Annotated in this window: 15 protein-coding genes; 13 read left to right on the top strand and 2 right to left on the bottom strand. The window is 32.8% G+C overall.

The features are described from left to right. The first annotated feature begins 19 nt into the window (after window positions 1-19). The 3 genes from OIU83_RS12575 to OIU83_RS12565 all read left to right on the top strand — a co-directional run bounded on the left by OIU83_RS12575 (window position 20) and on the right by OIU83_RS12565 (window position 3,946). A complete protein-coding gene (locus OIU83_RS12575; RefSeq protein ID WP_264206604.1) occupies window positions 20-733 on the top strand; it encodes a pyridoxine 5'-phosphate synthase in 714 nt (237 codons plus the stop codon). 159 nt (window positions 734-892) lie between these two features. Then, window positions 893-3,088, top strand: coding sequence for a TonB-dependent receptor (locus tag OIU83_RS12570; protein WP_264206603.1), 2,196 nt, complete (start codon window positions 893-895; stop codon window positions 3,086-3,088). Window positions 3,089-3,091: 3 nt separating this feature from the next. Next, window positions 3,092-3,946: a DUF4249 domain-containing protein gene (locus tag OIU83_RS12565; protein ID WP_264206602.1), complete on the top strand. Its 855-nt coding sequence runs from the start codon at window positions 3,092-3,094 to the stop codon at window positions 3,944-3,946. 55 nt (window positions 3,947-4,001) lie between these two features. On the opposite strand, the gene OIU83_RS12560 is transcribed toward OIU83_RS12565, so the two are convergent. Continuing rightward, a complete protein-coding gene (locus tag OIU83_RS12560; RefSeq protein WP_264206601.1) occupies window positions 4,002-5,399 on the bottom strand; it encodes a hypothetical protein in 1,398 nt (465 codons plus the stop codon). Window positions 5,400-5,618: 219 nt separating this feature from the next. Here OIU83_RS12560 and OIU83_RS12555 point away from each other — a divergent pair, with 219 nt between their 5' ends. The 5 genes from OIU83_RS12555 (at window position 5,619) to clpX (ending at window position 10,482) form a co-directional block, all read left to right on the top strand. Further along, on the top strand, window positions 5,619-6,383 hold the full coding sequence (locus OIU83_RS12555; protein ID WP_264206600.1) for an alpha/beta fold hydrolase: 765 nt from the start codon (window positions 5,619-5,621) through the stop codon (window positions 6,381-6,383). Between the two features lie 55 nt (window positions 6,384-6,438). Next, window positions 6,439-6,783 carry a phage holin family protein gene (locus OIU83_RS12550; RefSeq protein WP_264206599.1) on the top strand — a complete coding sequence of 115 codons (345 nt, stop codon included), beginning with the start codon at window positions 6,439-6,441 and terminating at the stop codon, window positions 6,781-6,783. Between the two features lie 119 nt (window positions 6,784-6,902). Continuing rightward, entirely contained in the window at window positions 6,903-8,228 is a 1,326-nt protein-coding gene (locus OIU83_RS12545; protein ID WP_264206598.1) for a trigger factor, read from the top strand. Window positions 8,229-8,398: 170 nt separating this feature from the next. After that, complete coding sequence (clpP, locus tag OIU83_RS12540) at window positions 8,399-9,073, top strand: ATP-dependent Clp endopeptidase proteolytic subunit ClpP (RefSeq protein ID WP_229989974.1); 675 nt, start codon at window positions 8,399-8,401, stop codon at window positions 9,071-9,073. Between the two features lie 176 nt (window positions 9,074-9,249). Continuing rightward, window positions 9,250-10,482 (top strand): ATP-dependent Clp protease ATP-binding subunit ClpX, encoded by a 1,233-nt coding sequence (gene clpX / locus OIU83_RS12535; RefSeq protein WP_264206597.1) that lies wholly within the window; start codon window positions 9,250-9,252, stop codon window positions 10,480-10,482. A gap of 79 nt (window positions 10,483-10,561) precedes the next feature. Here the strand turns inward: clpX and OIU83_RS12530 are convergent, their stop codons facing one another. Beyond that, window positions 10,562-11,527, bottom strand: a complete 966-nt coding sequence (locus OIU83_RS12530) for a GlxA family transcriptional regulator (RefSeq protein ID WP_264206596.1) — start codon at window positions 11,525-11,527, stop codon at window positions 10,562-10,564. Between the two features lie 142 nt (window positions 11,528-11,669). Here OIU83_RS12530 and OIU83_RS12525 point away from each other — a divergent pair, with 142 nt between their 5' ends. From OIU83_RS12525 to serB, 5 genes are all read left to right on the top strand, one after another. After that, window positions 11,670-12,077 (top strand): VOC family protein, encoded by a 408-nt coding sequence (locus OIU83_RS12525; protein ID WP_264206595.1) that lies wholly within the window; start codon window positions 11,670-11,672, stop codon window positions 12,075-12,077. A 37-nt stretch (window positions 12,078-12,114) separates the two neighbouring features. Further along, window positions 12,115-12,519, top strand: a complete 405-nt coding sequence (locus tag OIU83_RS12520) for an SRPBCC family protein (RefSeq protein WP_264206594.1) — start codon at window positions 12,115-12,117, stop codon at window positions 12,517-12,519. A 125-nt stretch (window positions 12,520-12,644) separates the two neighbouring features. Continuing rightward, the gene (locus tag OIU83_RS12515; RefSeq protein ID WP_264206593.1) at window positions 12,645-13,055 is read left to right on the top strand and encodes a VOC family protein; all 411 of its coding nucleotides are present in this window, start codon (window positions 12,645-12,647) and stop codon (window positions 13,053-13,055) included. Window positions 13,056-13,093: 38 nt separating this feature from the next. Beyond that, window positions 13,094-13,537: a VOC family protein gene (locus OIU83_RS12510; RefSeq protein ID WP_264206592.1), complete on the top strand. Its 444-nt coding sequence runs from the start codon at window positions 13,094-13,096 to the stop codon at window positions 13,535-13,537. A gap of 256 nt (window positions 13,538-13,793) precedes the next feature. After that, window positions 13,794-15,023, top strand: a complete 1,230-nt coding sequence (gene serB / locus OIU83_RS12505; protein WP_264206591.1) for a phosphoserine phosphatase SerB — start codon at window positions 13,794-13,796, stop codon at window positions 15,021-15,023. Window positions 15,024-15,309 lie beyond the last annotated feature (286 nt).

The following is a 15,309-nucleotide window of genomic DNA, read 5'->3' as shown; positions in this document are numbered from 1 at the left end:
AGAATTAATATCCATTTATATGACAAAGTTAAGTGTAAATATCAATAAAATTGCAACATTACGCAATGCACGAGGAGGAAATGTACCAGATTTATTAAAAGTTGCTACCGATATTCAAAAGTTTGGAGGGCAAGGAATCACCATTCATCCACGTCCGGATGAACGCCATATTCGTTATCAGGATGCTCGTGATTTAAAAGCAATTGTGCATACTGAATATAATATTGAAGGAAATCCAGAGAAAAGCTTTCTTGATTTGGTTCTCGAAATAAAACCAGATCAGGTTACTTTGGTGCCAGATGCTGTCGATGCAATTACATCCAATGCAGGTTGGGATACTATCAAACATGCTGATTATTTAACCGAAATTGTACAAGAATTTCAACGAAACGGAATTAGAACTTCAATTTTTGTAGATCCAGTTCTTGCAATGGTTGAAGGGGCTAAAAAAATTGGAACCGATAGAATCGAATTATATACCGAAGCTTTTGCACATCAATATGGTTTAGGAAATAAAAACGGAGTAGATCCGTATGTTGCTGCTGCAAAATTGGCAAATGAACTTAATATAGGAATCAACGCCGGACATGATTTAAGCTTGGATAATATCGAATTTTTTAAACAAAATATTCCAGGTTTATTAGAAGTTTCTATTGGACATGCTTTAATTTCTGAAGCTATTTATCTTGGTTTGGATAACGTAGTTAATATGTACTTAAGAAAACTAAAATAACATTGTAATTAAAACAATTATAACCTGATGTAATTGGGTTATAATTGTTTACTTTCGCACTTTTCTTATTAAAATCAAGTGTTGAAGTCAATTATACTCTTCTGTTTGTTCTGTTTTTCTAATGTATTTGCGCAATCCAAAGCTACTATAGCGGGGAACGTGAAATCTTTAGAAAATGAAAATTTAATCGGTGCCAATATCTCTTTTGAGGTCAATAGCCAATCCTACTATTCTGTAAGTGATGTTTTAGGACATTTTGCAGAAAATCTTCCAGTTGGATTAGTTAAAATCAAGGTTAATCATTTTGGATATCTTGAAAAATCCATCAGTTTTGATTCTAAAAAAGATACTATAATCTCAGTCGTATTAGAAAAAGACATTTCACTTTTAAATGAAGTTGTAATATCTAATGCTAAAAAGAATGCAATTACAAATCTTTCCGGTAGTAAATTATCCTTTAATCTTAAAGCATTATCTGCTGTTCCCACAGTTTTAGGAACAACCGATATAATTAAAATTTTACAGCTCACACCTGGAGTGCAAAATTCTGGAGATGCCAATGGGTATTTGTATGTAAGAGGTGGAGATCCGGGGCATAACTCTATGTTATATGATGGAACGCCCATTTATGGAATGTCACATTTATTAGGGGTATTTCCTTTTTATAATACAGATCATATACAAGATGTGGAATTTGATAAATCAAGTTCAAATTCGAAATATGGAGGACGCTTGAGTTCGACAACTTTATTAATCCCTAATAAAAAAATTCCTTCGGAGTTTACTGTTCAGGGGAATGTTGGTTTATTGGCATCTCAGGCTACATTAAGTGTTCCAATTAGTGAAAAATCAGGAATTACTATATCCGGTAGAAAAACTTATATAGATGAGATAATTGCTCCGATGTTAAGTTCTGATTCTAATAATAAGGATGTTCAGAATATGAAGTATGGATTTTCGGATGCTAACTTAACTTTTGTCTCAGAAATTTCTAAAAACAATTTGTTAACTGTTTCTGCTTTTACCAGTGCCGATAAATTGCAAATAGAAGACTCCAATCTGGCTTTACACACAAATTTAAAATGGAGTAATTTTAATATATCACCTGCTTTAATCTCAAAATTATCTTCTAATGTAACCATGTCTAATGCTGTTTATTTTACGAGATATACTAATGAATTAAATATGGAGCAATCGACAATCCAAATGGGGATTTCTTCATTTGTTGAAGATTTTGGATTTACAAACTCGATACAGTATTCGGTTAAAGGAACTCGTTTTGAATCGGGTTTGCAATATGTTTATCATAATTTACAGCCGCAAAAAATTGAGATTGAAAATTTTAACGATGCTAATAATACGGAACAAAATAATTCAATTAGGGCAAATGAATTAGCTGTTTTTACAACTGCAAAGCCAAGACTATTCGATAATTTAATTGCAGAATTAGGTTTAAGGATTAATTATTATAATTCGGGATCAAAATCATATTTGCATTTTCAGCCTCGAGTTATTCTTAATTATTATATGGATAAAAACGTGTCATTTTATGCTTCTTATAATAAACAAAATCAGTATTTAAACTTAATAACAACTTCAAGTGTAGGTATTCCTACCGATTTTTGGGTTGCAAGTACAGATGGGATTCCTGCACAGTCTTCCAATGAATTTGCTTTAGGCTCGAATCAGACTATTTCAAAGAGTTACACGTCTTCGTTTGGTGCATTTTATCGTTCGATGAAACATTTGCTGGAATACCCTTATGGAGTTACGCAGTTTAATGAGATTTCGACACTAAAAAATGATTTGTTGGAAGGAAATGGGAAAGCATACGGATTGGAATTTATGCTAAAAAAAAATAGTGGCAAGTTTAAAGGCTGGGTAAGTTATACTTTGAGTTGGTCCGACAGGAATTTTGAAAAACTAAATAACGGAAATACTTTTTATGCTAAATATGACAGACGACATAATTTGGCATTGGTTGGAACATATGATTTAAATTCAAAATGGAATTTTGGAGTTACTCAAATTTTCAGTTCAGGAAATCGTTTTACAATGCCTACATCATGGTATTTTATAAATAATAATCCAGTTAAAGAATATTCCGAGTATAATAATGCTCAAATGCCGAATTATGTTCGAACAGATCTTTCGGTTAATTATTTTTTTATAAAAAGCGCCAGAAAAGAAAGTGCTCTTAATTTTTCTATTTACAACACTTTTAATGTCGAGAATCCTATTTATGTTGTGCTAAGTGTACTTGTGAATACAGATAAAAATAGTGTAATCGTTAAGCCAGAGAAAAAGGTTTTGTATAGAATACTTCCTTCGATAAGTTGGAGATTTAAATTTTAGATGATGAAAAAAAATGTTTTATTTCTTTTGATAATTATAACATGTAGTTGTAATAATGACACTTTTACCGACGGGATTAAGCTGGAATCAAAACTGGCTGTTGAAGGCTGGATTGAAGAAGGAGATGGTCCGCAGGTAATATTGTCGAGTACGATACCAATAAAAGATGTGATCGACTCTACAAATGTTCTGGATCACGTGATACGTTCGGCAAAGATAACTGTGTCGGATGGAGAGACAATAGAAGTTTTGAGAGTTAAAAAGGACAATGACAGAGTTCCTCCATTCATATACTTTGGGAGTGAAATTATAGGAAAGGCAGGAAAGACTTATACATTAAAAATTGAATATTTAAACAGAATAGTAGAGGCTTCAACAAGTATTCCTAAAACGGTTCCAATTATAAGCGCAACCTACGAAAAGAAGAATGTAGTAGATACTATTGGATATGTTCATATAAAATTTGATGATCCGATAACTGAAAAGAATTATTACCAGATAGCGACGAAAATAGACAAGAAAGAGCCGATTTTTGTTCCTGCTTTTTATGGGAATCTTGATGATAAAAATTTTGATTCTCATTCGGTTTCTATGCAAGTAAACAGGGGGATATTGCTTTTCCCTAAAACTAAATTTACACCTTATTTTACCGATGGAGATTTGATCTTGGTGAAATTAAGAACTATGAATAAGGAAACTTTTGATTTCTGGAATAGTTGGCAAAATGAAATTGTAAATAGTAAAAACCCAATTTATCCATCTAATACAAGTTTAAAATCCAATATAAAAGGAGGAGTAGGTATTTGGGCTGGTTATGGACAAAGTACAGTTCAGGTTAGAACAGTGCAAAAAAAATAAAGCCGATTTGAATTATTTTCAAATCGGCTTTAAGTCATTCTTTTGTTGTTTCTATCTATCTGTTAAAAGATTTTATGAAATCGTTGAATTTAGTTTCTAATTGACCAAACCCTTCAGAGAAATAAGCACCCATTTCTACTTGAGTATTATCATTGAATTTTAAGTAATATACTTCGTCATATTGTTGAGTAGTAAATGCCTCTCCTGTACTATCCCAAGACCAATATCCACCATTAGTAGTTACCCAAACAGGTAAAGTATTAGCGTAGCTATATCCTTTTTCTGAACGTTGAACGATATCTGCTATTTTTGTTCCGTCTTTTTTAGATACTAAAATTAGTTTTGTGTTTTTATTATAATTAGCCACAGTACCTTCAGAATACTTTTGATAGTATATATTTCTTGCAGTGTAAAATGCTTTGTAATTATTGTTAGGGTTATTGTAATCAAGATATTCAGGATAAACTAAGCTTTTTTCTAGAGTTTCGTCATCTTTTGATAGTGCAGTAATATCTGCATCAGCAACAATAATAAAATTGTCCATGATTTTTACCAATCCATTAGCTTTACCTTGGTATTGAACAAGAGGCTCATCTTTTAATAAACCATCAATGTCTGCAGTACTTCCCGCAACAAATTCTACTAAGTTTTTTCCATTATATGTAAAAGAAGCTTTACCAGTATTATCTGTAGCTTTCTTGTTACCGCTAATTTCGAAAGTGTATCCGTCGTTTAATACCATTTTATAGCTAGCTTCATCCGGAGCTGAGCTTCCGTTAGAATATTTAGTATTAGAAACAATAGTTGCAGCCTGAGCACCACCAATTGTTAAAGTTGCATTAACTGATGTTGGTAAAAAGAAGTAGTCATTTATTGCAGGACTTTGAGTATACATTTGGGTTATTGGATCATATGACCAACTTCCGTAAGTATCTTCTAGTTTTACTTTTATAGTAGATGCTGTAGCATTAGATGTAAGTATTGCATCATTAGTAGTTCCTTTTATTTTAGCTGGGAAAATAAATTTTAATTCTGTGCTAGAAGCTGTTTTAGTCCACTTTTTGGTAGTGCTGTTCCAAGTATAAATACCATAAACATCGGCTACATTAAGAACGTCTTCTATTTTGTTACCATTTTTTCCACCAAAAACATCAACAGCATCAGTGCCTAATAAGTTTCCTAAATTTTGCATTGCTTCAACCGCACCAGACGTTTTAGATTTGTCCATTTGCAAAAGCATTTCATTTGCTTCAACCTCTAGTTTTACTTTTTGATCAGCTGGAGTTAAGGCAGAATAAGGTAGTTTGCTAATTCTTGCAATTTGTTCTTGTAGCGTTTCTGCTGCTGGAGGAGTTACGACAACAGGGTCTTTAATGATTTCGTCATCATTACTTGAACACGAAATAGTAAGCTGTGAAAGAATCACAGAAGCTAAAAATAATTTTTTAATCATTTTAAAGGGTTTAAGTTAAGGGTATGTATTTTATCAATCTTTTGGATTGACCTGGTTAAAATAGATTTAGATTTTTTCTTATTAAAAAAATAAATCTCGCGCAAAATTACTCTTATATAACGATGTCACAATACCCACTTTTAGTGATATTCGCTAGATTAAATTAGTTTTTTACCTTTGTTGTATGATTTAGTCAATTAAAAATAAAATTTATATTAAATGTTATACTCAAAAATAGAAGGTGAAGGCAAACCGTTACTTATTCTTCATGGATTCCTGGGAATGTCTGATAATTGGAAAACACTCGGGACACAATTTGCTGCTGAGGGGTTTCAGGTTCATATTTTGGATTTACGCAATCATGGTCGTAGTTTTCATTCGGATATATTTACTTATGAAGCGATGTTGCAGGATGTTTTCGAATATTGTCAAGCCAATAATTTAGATAAAGTTGATATTATAGGACATTCAATGGGTGGAAAAATGGCAATGTTTTTTGCAACTAAACATTCTGAAATGGTCGATAAGCTAATTGTTGCCGATATTGCTCCTAAATATTATCCGCAACACCATCAGGATATTCTGGCTGGATTAAATGCTGTAGACTTTTCGATAAAACCAAGTCGCAATGATGTTGAGACCACTTTGGCAGAATATGTTTCGGATTTTGGAACAAGACAATTCTTAATGAAAAATCTATATTGGATAGAGCCAGGGCAATTGGCATTCCGATTTAATTTGCCAGTTTTTAATACGAACTTAGAAGCTATCGGAAAAGAATTGGATGCGAATCTGGTTTTTAATAATCCGACTTTGTTTATTAGAGGAGGGGCTTCGAGATATATTTTGGATTCTGATTTTGAGAATATAAAGCAACATTTTCCAAACTCTAATATTGAGACAATTCCTAATGTTGGGCATTGGTTACATGCCGAAAATCCTAAGATGTTTTATGAGTTGTCGATGGCTTTTTTGAAAAAATAATTACTTTTTTTATAAAATTTTTATTACTTTTAAATAAACTTTAAAACTTAAAGAGATGAAATTACTACTAAGAATATTGATTACCGCAGGTTTAGTATTGCTAATTGCTCATTTTATGCCAGGCGTTCATGTTGCTAGTTTTACTATTGCTTTGATTGTTGCGGTTGTACTAGGATTGCTTAATGTTTTTATCAAACCATTATTGGTATTGTTCACATTGCCAGTTACTTTACTTACGTTTGGATTGTTTCTACTCGTTATTAATGCTATAATTATCTTGTTGTGTACTAAAATTGTTGGTGGATTTACGGTAGACTCGTTTTGGACAGCATTAATTTTTAGTATCGTACTGTCTATACTACAGTCGATTACATATAAAGTGTTAGGTGAGGATAAATAAATGAGTAAGAAGAAAGTGCATTAAAAAGCACTTCTTATCAATATATTAAAAAGCTTGGTTGGGTTGCAAAAATTTTATAATTTTGCAACCCAATTTTATTATGTAAATTAAAGAAGAAGATGGATATTAAAAGAGTAGCAATAAACGCAGTAAATGAGACAATTGTATTGAACGTTGTTCATATGGATTACAAAGGTCAAGTAGCAAAAAGATTAAACGAAAAAATGCCTTTGGCAACTGTAAAAGGTTTTAGAAAAGGTCAAGTTCCTAAAGACCTTGTTGAAAAACAATACGGGAAAGGATTAAAACAAGAGGAAGTTAAGAAAGTAGTTGATTTGGCTTTGGAGCGTTTTGTGCAATCTGAAAGATTAAATCTTCTTGGAACTCCACTTGCTAAAGAAAACGAAAATTTTGATTGGGATGCTGAGGAATTAGTATTCGAATATGAAATCGGTTTAGTGCCAAACTTTGAAATCGATCTTGAAGCTAAAAATGATATCGTTAAATATATCGTTACTGCAGATGATAAATTAATTGACGGTCAAGTAGAGCGTATCCAAAAACAATTTGGAAAAGCAATTCCTCAAGACGTAGTTGTAGCAGATTCTGACTTAACAGGAACTTTTACAAACGAAGAAAAAGGAATCAACAATACTACAACAATCTCTCTTTCTATCTTTAAAGATAAAAAAACTGCTGATAAATTTATCGGTAAAAAAGTTGGAGATGTTGTAACTGTAAATACTAAAGGTTTATTCGAAGACGATCACCAATTAATGGATTACTTAAAAGTAAGTCATGATGACGTTCACGGTTTAGAAGTAGATGTTAACTTTACTATCGAAGCTATCAACGGTGCAGAATTGGCAGAATTAAACCAAGAATTGTTTGATAAACTTTTTGGTGAAGGTAAAGTAGCTTCATTAGATGAGTTGAAAGCGAAAATTAAAGAAGACGCAGAGCTTCAATTTGCACAACAAGCAGATCAAAAATTATTATTAGATGTTCAGGATTTCTTAATCGAGAGCACTAAATTTGAATTACCTTCTGAATTCCTTAAAAAATGGTTGCAAACTGTAGGTGAGAAAAAATTATCTCCAGAAGAAGCAGAAGTTGAATACGCAAGATCTGAAAAAGGTTTACGTTTTCAATTAATTGAAGGAAAAGCAATGGCTCAAAGTAATATCCAAATTACATTTGAAGATTTGAAAGCATTTACAACAAACGCTATCAAACAACAAATGGCTCAATTTGGACAAACAAATCCAACAGATGAAGAAGTTCAGGGAATTGTTGCAAGAGTATTATCAAACCAAGAAGAAGTAAAAAGACTTTCTGAGCAAGTAGTTGCAGAGAAGTTATTGGTATTGTTTAAAGAAAAAGCAAATCCTACAACTAAAGAAGTTACTTACGAAGAATTTATTGCAGCTTCTTACGGAGAATAATTTCTAAAAAAAATAAGTATATTTGAGCGTCAAAAGAATATTTTTCTTTGACGCTCTTTTTTTAGGCTTAAAATTTAAAATAAGACATATTGGCATTGTTTATAAAGAGGTATGACCTTTGATTAAATGAAATATAGAATATAGTAACGTACAACTTAGAACAAAAAAATATGAACTACGGTAAAGAATTTAAAAAATTTGCTACAAAGCACCAAGGAGTGAATGCTATGTATTACGATAAAATCGTAAGTGCAATGACTCCAACCAATATGACTCCATATATTATCGAAGAGCGCCAGTTGAATATTTCACAGTTGGACGTTTTTTCAAGATTAATGATGGACAGAATCATTTTCCTTGGAACAGGAATCGATGATCAAATTGCAAATATTGTTCAGGCACAATTATTATTTTTAGAAAGTGCAGATGCATCTAAAGATATTCAGATTTATCTAAATTCTCCTGGAGGAAGTGTTTACGCAGGATTAGGGATTTATGATACAATGCAATATATCAAGCCAGATGTAGCAACAATTTGTACAGGAATGGCTGCTTCTATGGGAGCTGTTTTATTATGTGCAGGAGCTGCAGGAAAACGTTCGGCTTTACCACATTCCAGAGTAATGATTCACCAGCCATCTGGAGGAGCTCAAGGAGTTGCTACAGATATGGAAATTAACTTACGCGAAATGTTGAAACTGAAAGATGAATTATACAATATCATTTCTCATCACTCAGGACAAACTTTTGATAAAGTACATAAAGATAGCGAACGCGATTACTGGATGATTGCCGATGAAGCTAAAGAATACGGAATGATTGATGAGGTTTTAAGAAGAGGATAAATTTTTTAAGGTTCAAAGTTGCAAAGGCACTAAGTTACAAAGTGCATTGTTTTGTAAATTTGAAGATGAAAATTTAGGTTAAAATAAAATGAAGTTATAGGTTGTCTTAAGTTCTGAGTTTCCAATATAGGAACCTCAGAACCTCAGAGCCTTTGTAACTTTGCAACTAAATATAGATGGCAAAAGTAGTATTAGAATGTTCGTTTTGTGGGAGAAAAAAGCCAGAGACCAATTTATTAATTGCTGGTATTAATGCACATATCTGTGATAAGTGTATCGAGCAAGCACACGGAATTGTTTTAGAAGAATTAAAATCAAGTGGAAGTGCTAAATTAGTTGGTGATTTAATATTAAAGAAACCAAAAGAGATTAGAGCATTCCTAGATCAATATGTAATTGGTCAGGATCAAACTAAAAAAGTGATGTCGGTTGCGGTTTATAATCACTACAAGCGTTTAATGCAACAACAGTTGGATGACGAAGTAGAGATAGAAAAAAGTAATATCATTATGGTTGGTCAAACAGGAACAGGAAAAACATTGGTGGCAAAAACCATTGCAAAAATGTTAGACGTTCCATTGGCAATTGTTGATGCTACGGTTTTAACCGAAGCAGGATATGTTGGAGAAGACGTAGAGAGTATTTTGACACGTTTGCTTCAAGCTGCCGATTATGATGTGGCTAAAGCCGAAAGAGGAATCGTTTTTATTGATGAGATAGATAAAATTGCCCGTAAGAGCGATAATCCATCAATAACACGTGATGTTTCGGGTGAAGGAGTACAACAAGCATTATTGAAATTATTAGAAGGAACAGTTGTAAACGTACCACCAAAAGGAGGACGTAAACACCCGGACCAAAAATTTGTTGAGGTAAACACACAAAATATCTTGTTTATTGCCGGAGGTGCTTTTGATGGAGTAGAGCGTATTATTTCAAAACGTTTAAATCGTCAGGCAGTTGGTTATAGCACATCGAAAAATGTGGATAATATCGACAAAGACAATTTATTGCAATACATCATTCCAAAAGATATTAAAGACTTTGGATTGATTCCAGAAATCATTGGTCGTTTACCAGTTTTGACACATATGGATCCTTTAGATAGAGAAACATTACGTGCAATTCTTACTCAGCCTAAAAATGCATTAATCAAACAATATCAAAAATTGTTTTTAATGGATGAGGTAGAGTTTACGATTACCGATGAAGCATTGGATTTTATTGTAGAGAAAGCTTTGGAATATAAATTAGGAGCACGTGGATTACGTTCGTTATGCGAAGCTATATTAACCGATGCTATGTATGATTTACCAAGTTCGGATGTTAAGACATTAGAGATTGATAAAGATTACGCTAAAGAAACATTGAATAAAAATTTATTGAAACGATTAGAAATCGCTTCGTAAATCTTGAAAGATCTTTGAAAAAGTTTTAAGCTTTGTCAAAGATTAAAAATTAAAAATCCCAGCATTGCTGGGATTTTTTTTATCTCACTCTAAACTTCTCCCGATATTCTATCGGTTTCATACCGACCATTTTATAAAATACTTTTCTAAAAGATTTTGGATCATTATAACCAGTTTTTTCAATAATCTCGGATATAGAAAGTTGCGTTTGCTCGAGGTATTTTTTAGAACTTTCTACTCGAATGTTTTGCAAATACTCTATAGGAGGAATTCCAACTACGAGTTTGAATCTTCGAGTCATATTTCGATTACTAGTTGGAATGTCTTTAGTAATCTCTTCCAGTTTTTCTATGGTGCTATATTCATTTTCTATCTTATGTTGCAATTGCGCCACAAGAGTATCGTTATGTAAATGATTCGGACGAAAAGTGCTAAAATAACTTTGTTTGTGACGGTTTAAATCAATAGCAAAAATTTTGGCAATTTGCACAGCAACCTCATTTCCGCAATATTTCTGTACCAAAAGAATGAGTAAATGAAAGGATGAGGTCGATCCGCCACTGGTATAAAGCGTTCCGTCGGCAGTTAATGTTTCTTCGGGTTTTAAATTAACCAAAGGGAATGATTGATTAAAAGCACTGCAAGCATCCACATGTGTTGTTGCTGATTTTTCATCCAGTAATCCCGAAGCGCCAAGCAAGAAAGCACCAGTACAGAAACTAGCTATTTCTGCACCAAATTGATGTTGCTTCTTTAGCCAAGGAATAAAATTACTGTTTCTTGTAATCATTCCTTTCATATCGTCGGTCGTAAATGCGGGGATTAAAACCAATCCTAGTTTTTCGTCAGACGATTGAATGGAATTAACTTTATAATTAAATAATTTCTCTTGTTCGATTTGTTCAGATGATTGAAAAATTAATATTTCAAACGGTTTTTCACCTTCGGGATGTAGTTTATTAGCGGTTTCAAAAACTTCAAGAATGGCAGCTATACTCAATAATTTATAGTCATGCGGAACGATTAACCCAACTTTTTTACTCATTATTTTTTTCTTTTTAATGAAAATGACCCATGCAAAAATAGTTCTTTTGTCTTAAATGACCCTAAAAATGACTTTTATTATGATCTTAAGGATAGACGATTACTGTAAATTTGTTTTAAATAATTCGTAAATTTATATAAAAATGAAAACAGAAATTTTTTTAAATCTACCCGTTAAAGATTTGAATCGTAGTATGGCTTTTTTTACAGAATTGGGATTCACATTCAATTTAAATTTCACAAATGATAAAGCAGCTTGCTTAGAAATCGGTGAAAATATATTTGCAATGCTTCTGTTAGAAGAGTTTTTTAAAACCTTTACTAAAAAGCAAATCTGCAATACTGCAACTACAACCGAAATTTTAATGGCACTATCTGTCGATAGCCGTGAAAAAGTAGATGAAATAATTACATCAGTTGTAAAGGCTGGTGGTATCGAATATATGGAAGCCAAAGATTATGGCTGGATGTATCAAAAAGCCTTCTTGGATCTAGACGGGCACCATTGGGAAATATTCTTTATGGATGAGAGTCAGGCGCCAAAAGAATAAAATTCAATTTATAAGAGATAATTTTAAAAGATTAAATATGATAACAGTTCAAAGTACAGTAAAAGCTCCAATAACTAAAGTTTGGGAAATATGGACAACTCCTAAGCATATACAAGAGTGGAATAATGCTTCTCCGGATTGGCATACACCATACGCAGAAAATGATTTACAAACGGGAGGTAAATTCAAATCGACAATGGCTGCTAAGGACGGTAGTATGAGTTTTGATTTTGAAGGGGAATATACTTTAGTAAAAGAAAATGAAGTTATCGAGTACATAATGTCTGATGGAAGAAAAGTTGAAATTAGTTTTAATGAAACTCAAAAGGGAGTAGAAATAATCGAAAGTTTTGATCCCGAAACACAAAATCCCGAAAACTTCCAGCAGCAAGGATGGCAAGCGATTCTTGATAATTTTAAAAGTTACGCCGAGAGTAATTAAGTAAGGCATAAAGGCTCTGAGGTTTCTCTAAAAAAATGGATAAAAAACGTTGTGACTTAGCACCTCCTTTGCGGCAAATATATAGGCAGCTTAGCTGGTTTAAAATAAACTTAAAATATCAAAAAATGACAAAGCAAATATGGCTCAATTTGCCAGTAAAAGACATCGCAAAAACGAAAGCCTTTTTTACAAAAATAGGATTCACTTTTAATGAAGAACATGACACGTCAAGTTCGACTTGTATGTTAGTTGGCGAAGGTAAATTTGTAATAATGCTTTTTGAAGAAAATATGTTTGTAGATATTTCTCAAAACAAACTTACGGATACAAAAATAAGCTCAGAGATGTTAATATCTATAGATGCGGAAAGTAGAGAAGAAGTAGATGTACTTGCTAAAAAAGTTCAGGAAGCAGGAGGAAATGTTTTTTCAGCGCCTGCAGAGAATCAAGGCTGGATGTATGGTTGTGGATTTGCAGATTTAGACGGACATCGCTGGAATTCGTTGTATATGGATCTTGGTAAATATCCAAAATAATAATAGAATTAGTAATAATAAATAAATAACAAAATATCATGGCAGCAGTAAATCCCTATTTAGTTTTTAATGGAAATTGCGAAGAAGCATTTCTATTTTACAAATCAGTTTTTGGAGGCGAATTTGCATTCATTGGAAGATTCAAAGATATGCCCGTGGACGAAAATTGTTCTCAAACATCAAGCGAAAGTGATGAAGCTAACCGAATTATGCACGTTAGCCTACCTATTGGTCAGACCATTTTAATGGGAAGCGATAGTACCAAACAATCTGGAGATGTAATTTTTGGAGGAAACTTTTCGGTTTCAATTAATATCGATAGTACAAAAGAAGCAGACAGAATCTTTAATGGACTCTCAGCAGGAGGAAATCCATTTATGCCAATGAGTAAAACCTTTTGGGGTGCTTATTTCGGAATGTTTACCGATAAATTTGGAGTAAACTGGATGGTAAATTTTGATGAAAATATGCCAAGTAGTTAAATTAAATAACTGCGATTAGGCAGTATTCAGGAGATTATTTAAGGCAATTTAAGAACATGATTTGCATGTTTTTCCAGTTGTCATGAATAATCTCTTTTAATTCCAGGCAGCTTATTTTATTCAGCGGAAGCAAATAGTAATTTATTTAAATAAATCACATTGATTTGTGTTTTTTCTATATAAGAAAACAAAGCATATTCTTTTTTATCAACAATAGATTACCGATTTTTGTCACTTCTAAATCAATAAAGATAAAATGGCAGTAGAAGATAAAGAGATTATTTTATTAAAAGTTTCAGGTCATGATAAACCAGGAGTTACAGCTGGTTTAACCGCAGTATTGGCTACCTACGATGCTGTTATTCTAGATATAGGTCAAGCCGACATTCATGACACACTTTCTCTGGGGATTTTATTCGAAATCCAAGCCGGTTCAACTTCAGGGCCAGTTTTAAAAGACTTGTTGTTTAAAGCTTATGAATTAGAAGTAAAGGTAAAGTTTATCCCAATTTCTATAGAAGATTACGAAAAATGGGTAAAAACACAATCCAAGCAACGTTATATAGTTAATATTTTAGGAGAAAAATTAGCTGCATCACAACTAGCTGCAGTTGCCAAATTATTATCCGATCAAAATTTAAATATTGTTTCCATAATAAGATTAACAGGAAGAACATCTGTTGTAGAACAAGAAGATTATCCTCGTTCCTGCATACAATTATCCCTAACAGGAGATGTTGTCGATAAGATTGCAATGACGGCAAGTTTCATGGAAATTTCCAGAACCCTAAATGTAGATATCTCATTTCAGGAAGATAATATCTATAGAAGAAACCGACGTTTAGTTTGTTTCGATATGGACTCAACACTAATCCAAACCGAAGTAATCGACGAATTGGCAGAGCTTAACGGAGTAGGTGAGCAAGTAAGAGCAATTACAGAATCGGCTATGAATGGCGAAATAGATTTCAACGAAAGCTTCAAACAACGTATGGCATTGTTAGAAGGTTTAAGTGAAGACGTTTTACAGTCAGTTGCCGAAAAATTGCCTATAACCAAAGGGGCACATCGCTTAATGAAAGCCTTAAAATATTACGGATACAAAACCGCTATATTATCAGGAGGATTCACCTATTTTGGAGATTATTTACAAAAAGAATTAGGTATCGATTACGTTCATGCCAACCGATTAGAGATTAAAGACGGTAAATTAACCGGTAAATATTTAGGAGAAATCGTAGATGGACAAAAGAAAGCCGAATACTTAAAAGCAATTGCCGAAAAAGAAGGAATCCACATTAATCAAACCATAGCAGTAGGAGATGGAGCCAACGATTTACCAATGCTGAATTTAGCCGGTCTAGGAATCGCTTTTCATGCAAAACCAACCGTAAAAGAAAATGCATCAACCTCAATTTCAAGTCTAGGATTAGATGGCGTTTTGTACCTATTAGGATATCATGATCGATATATCGACATGATGTAGAATATCAAATAATATAAAGTTTGTCATTCTGAGACACAGCAGCATCTCCGCAAGTAGCTCGACAATCAAAATAAAAAATACAAACCTTAGTTTTAATTTAAGCTAAGGTTTTTTTATGGGCATGCCCCGCAGAAAAAGCGGGTCGGGCTATACATTACAATCTTTTTATTTTTTAAAGAAAAAAATAAAAAGGATTTCCATTGCTATCCCTCATGCGATCTAATCGTGAACAAAATAAAAAAGACCTAACAGGTTTTTAAAACCTGTTAGGTCTGACTAGATAATA

The sequence above is a fragment of the Flavobacterium shii genome, assembly GCF_025847235.1.
GTDB lineage: Bacteria > Bacteroidota > Bacteroidia > Flavobacteriales > Flavobacteriaceae > Flavobacterium > Flavobacterium shii.
Note: the sequence above shows the minus strand (reverse complement) of the source record. Positions and strands in the feature narration are given on the sequence as shown.

Coding starts and splice junctions, on each gene's coding strand:
- OIU83_RS12575 (WP_264206604.1), top strand. CDS start 20: ATGACAAAGTTAAGTGTAAATATCAATAAAATTGCAACATTACGCAAT.
- OIU83_RS12565 (WP_264206602.1), top strand. CDS start 3,092: ATGAAAAAAAATGTTTTATTTCTTTTGATAATTATAACATGTAGTTGT.
- OIU83_RS12560 (WP_264206601.1), bottom strand. CDS start 5,399: ATGATTAAAAAATTATTTTTAGCTTCTGTGATTCTTTCACAGCTTACT.
- OIU83_RS12555 (WP_264206600.1), top strand. CDS start 5,619: ATGTTATACTCAAAAATAGAAGGTGAAGGCAAACCGTTACTTATTCTT.
- OIU83_RS12550 (WP_264206599.1), top strand. CDS start 6,439: ATGAAATTACTACTAAGAATATTGATTACCGCAGGTTTAGTATTGCTA.
- OIU83_RS12545 (WP_264206598.1), top strand. CDS start 6,903: ATGGATATTAAAAGAGTAGCAATAAACGCAGTAAATGAGACAATTGTA.
- clpP (WP_229989974.1), top strand. CDS start 8,399: ATGAACTACGGTAAAGAATTTAAAAAATTTGCTACAAAGCACCAAGGA.
- clpX (WP_264206597.1), top strand. CDS start 9,250: ATGGCAAAAGTAGTATTAGAATGTTCGTTTTGTGGGAGAAAAAAGCCA.
- OIU83_RS12530 (WP_264206596.1), bottom strand. CDS start 11,527: ATGAGTAAAAAAGTTGGGTTAATCGTTCCGCATGACTATAAATTATTG.
- OIU83_RS12525 (WP_264206595.1), top strand. CDS start 11,670: ATGAAAACAGAAATTTTTTTAAATCTACCCGTTAAAGATTTGAATCGT.
- OIU83_RS12520 (WP_264206594.1), top strand. CDS start 12,115: ATGATAACAGTTCAAAGTACAGTAAAAGCTCCAATAACTAAAGTTTGG.
- OIU83_RS12515 (WP_264206593.1), top strand. CDS start 12,645: ATGACAAAGCAAATATGGCTCAATTTGCCAGTAAAAGACATCGCAAAA.
- OIU83_RS12510 (WP_264206592.1), top strand. CDS start 13,094: ATGGCAGCAGTAAATCCCTATTTAGTTTTTAATGGAAATTGCGAAGAA.
- serB (WP_264206591.1), top strand. CDS start 13,794: ATGGCAGTAGAAGATAAAGAGATTATTTTATTAAAAGTTTCAGGTCAT.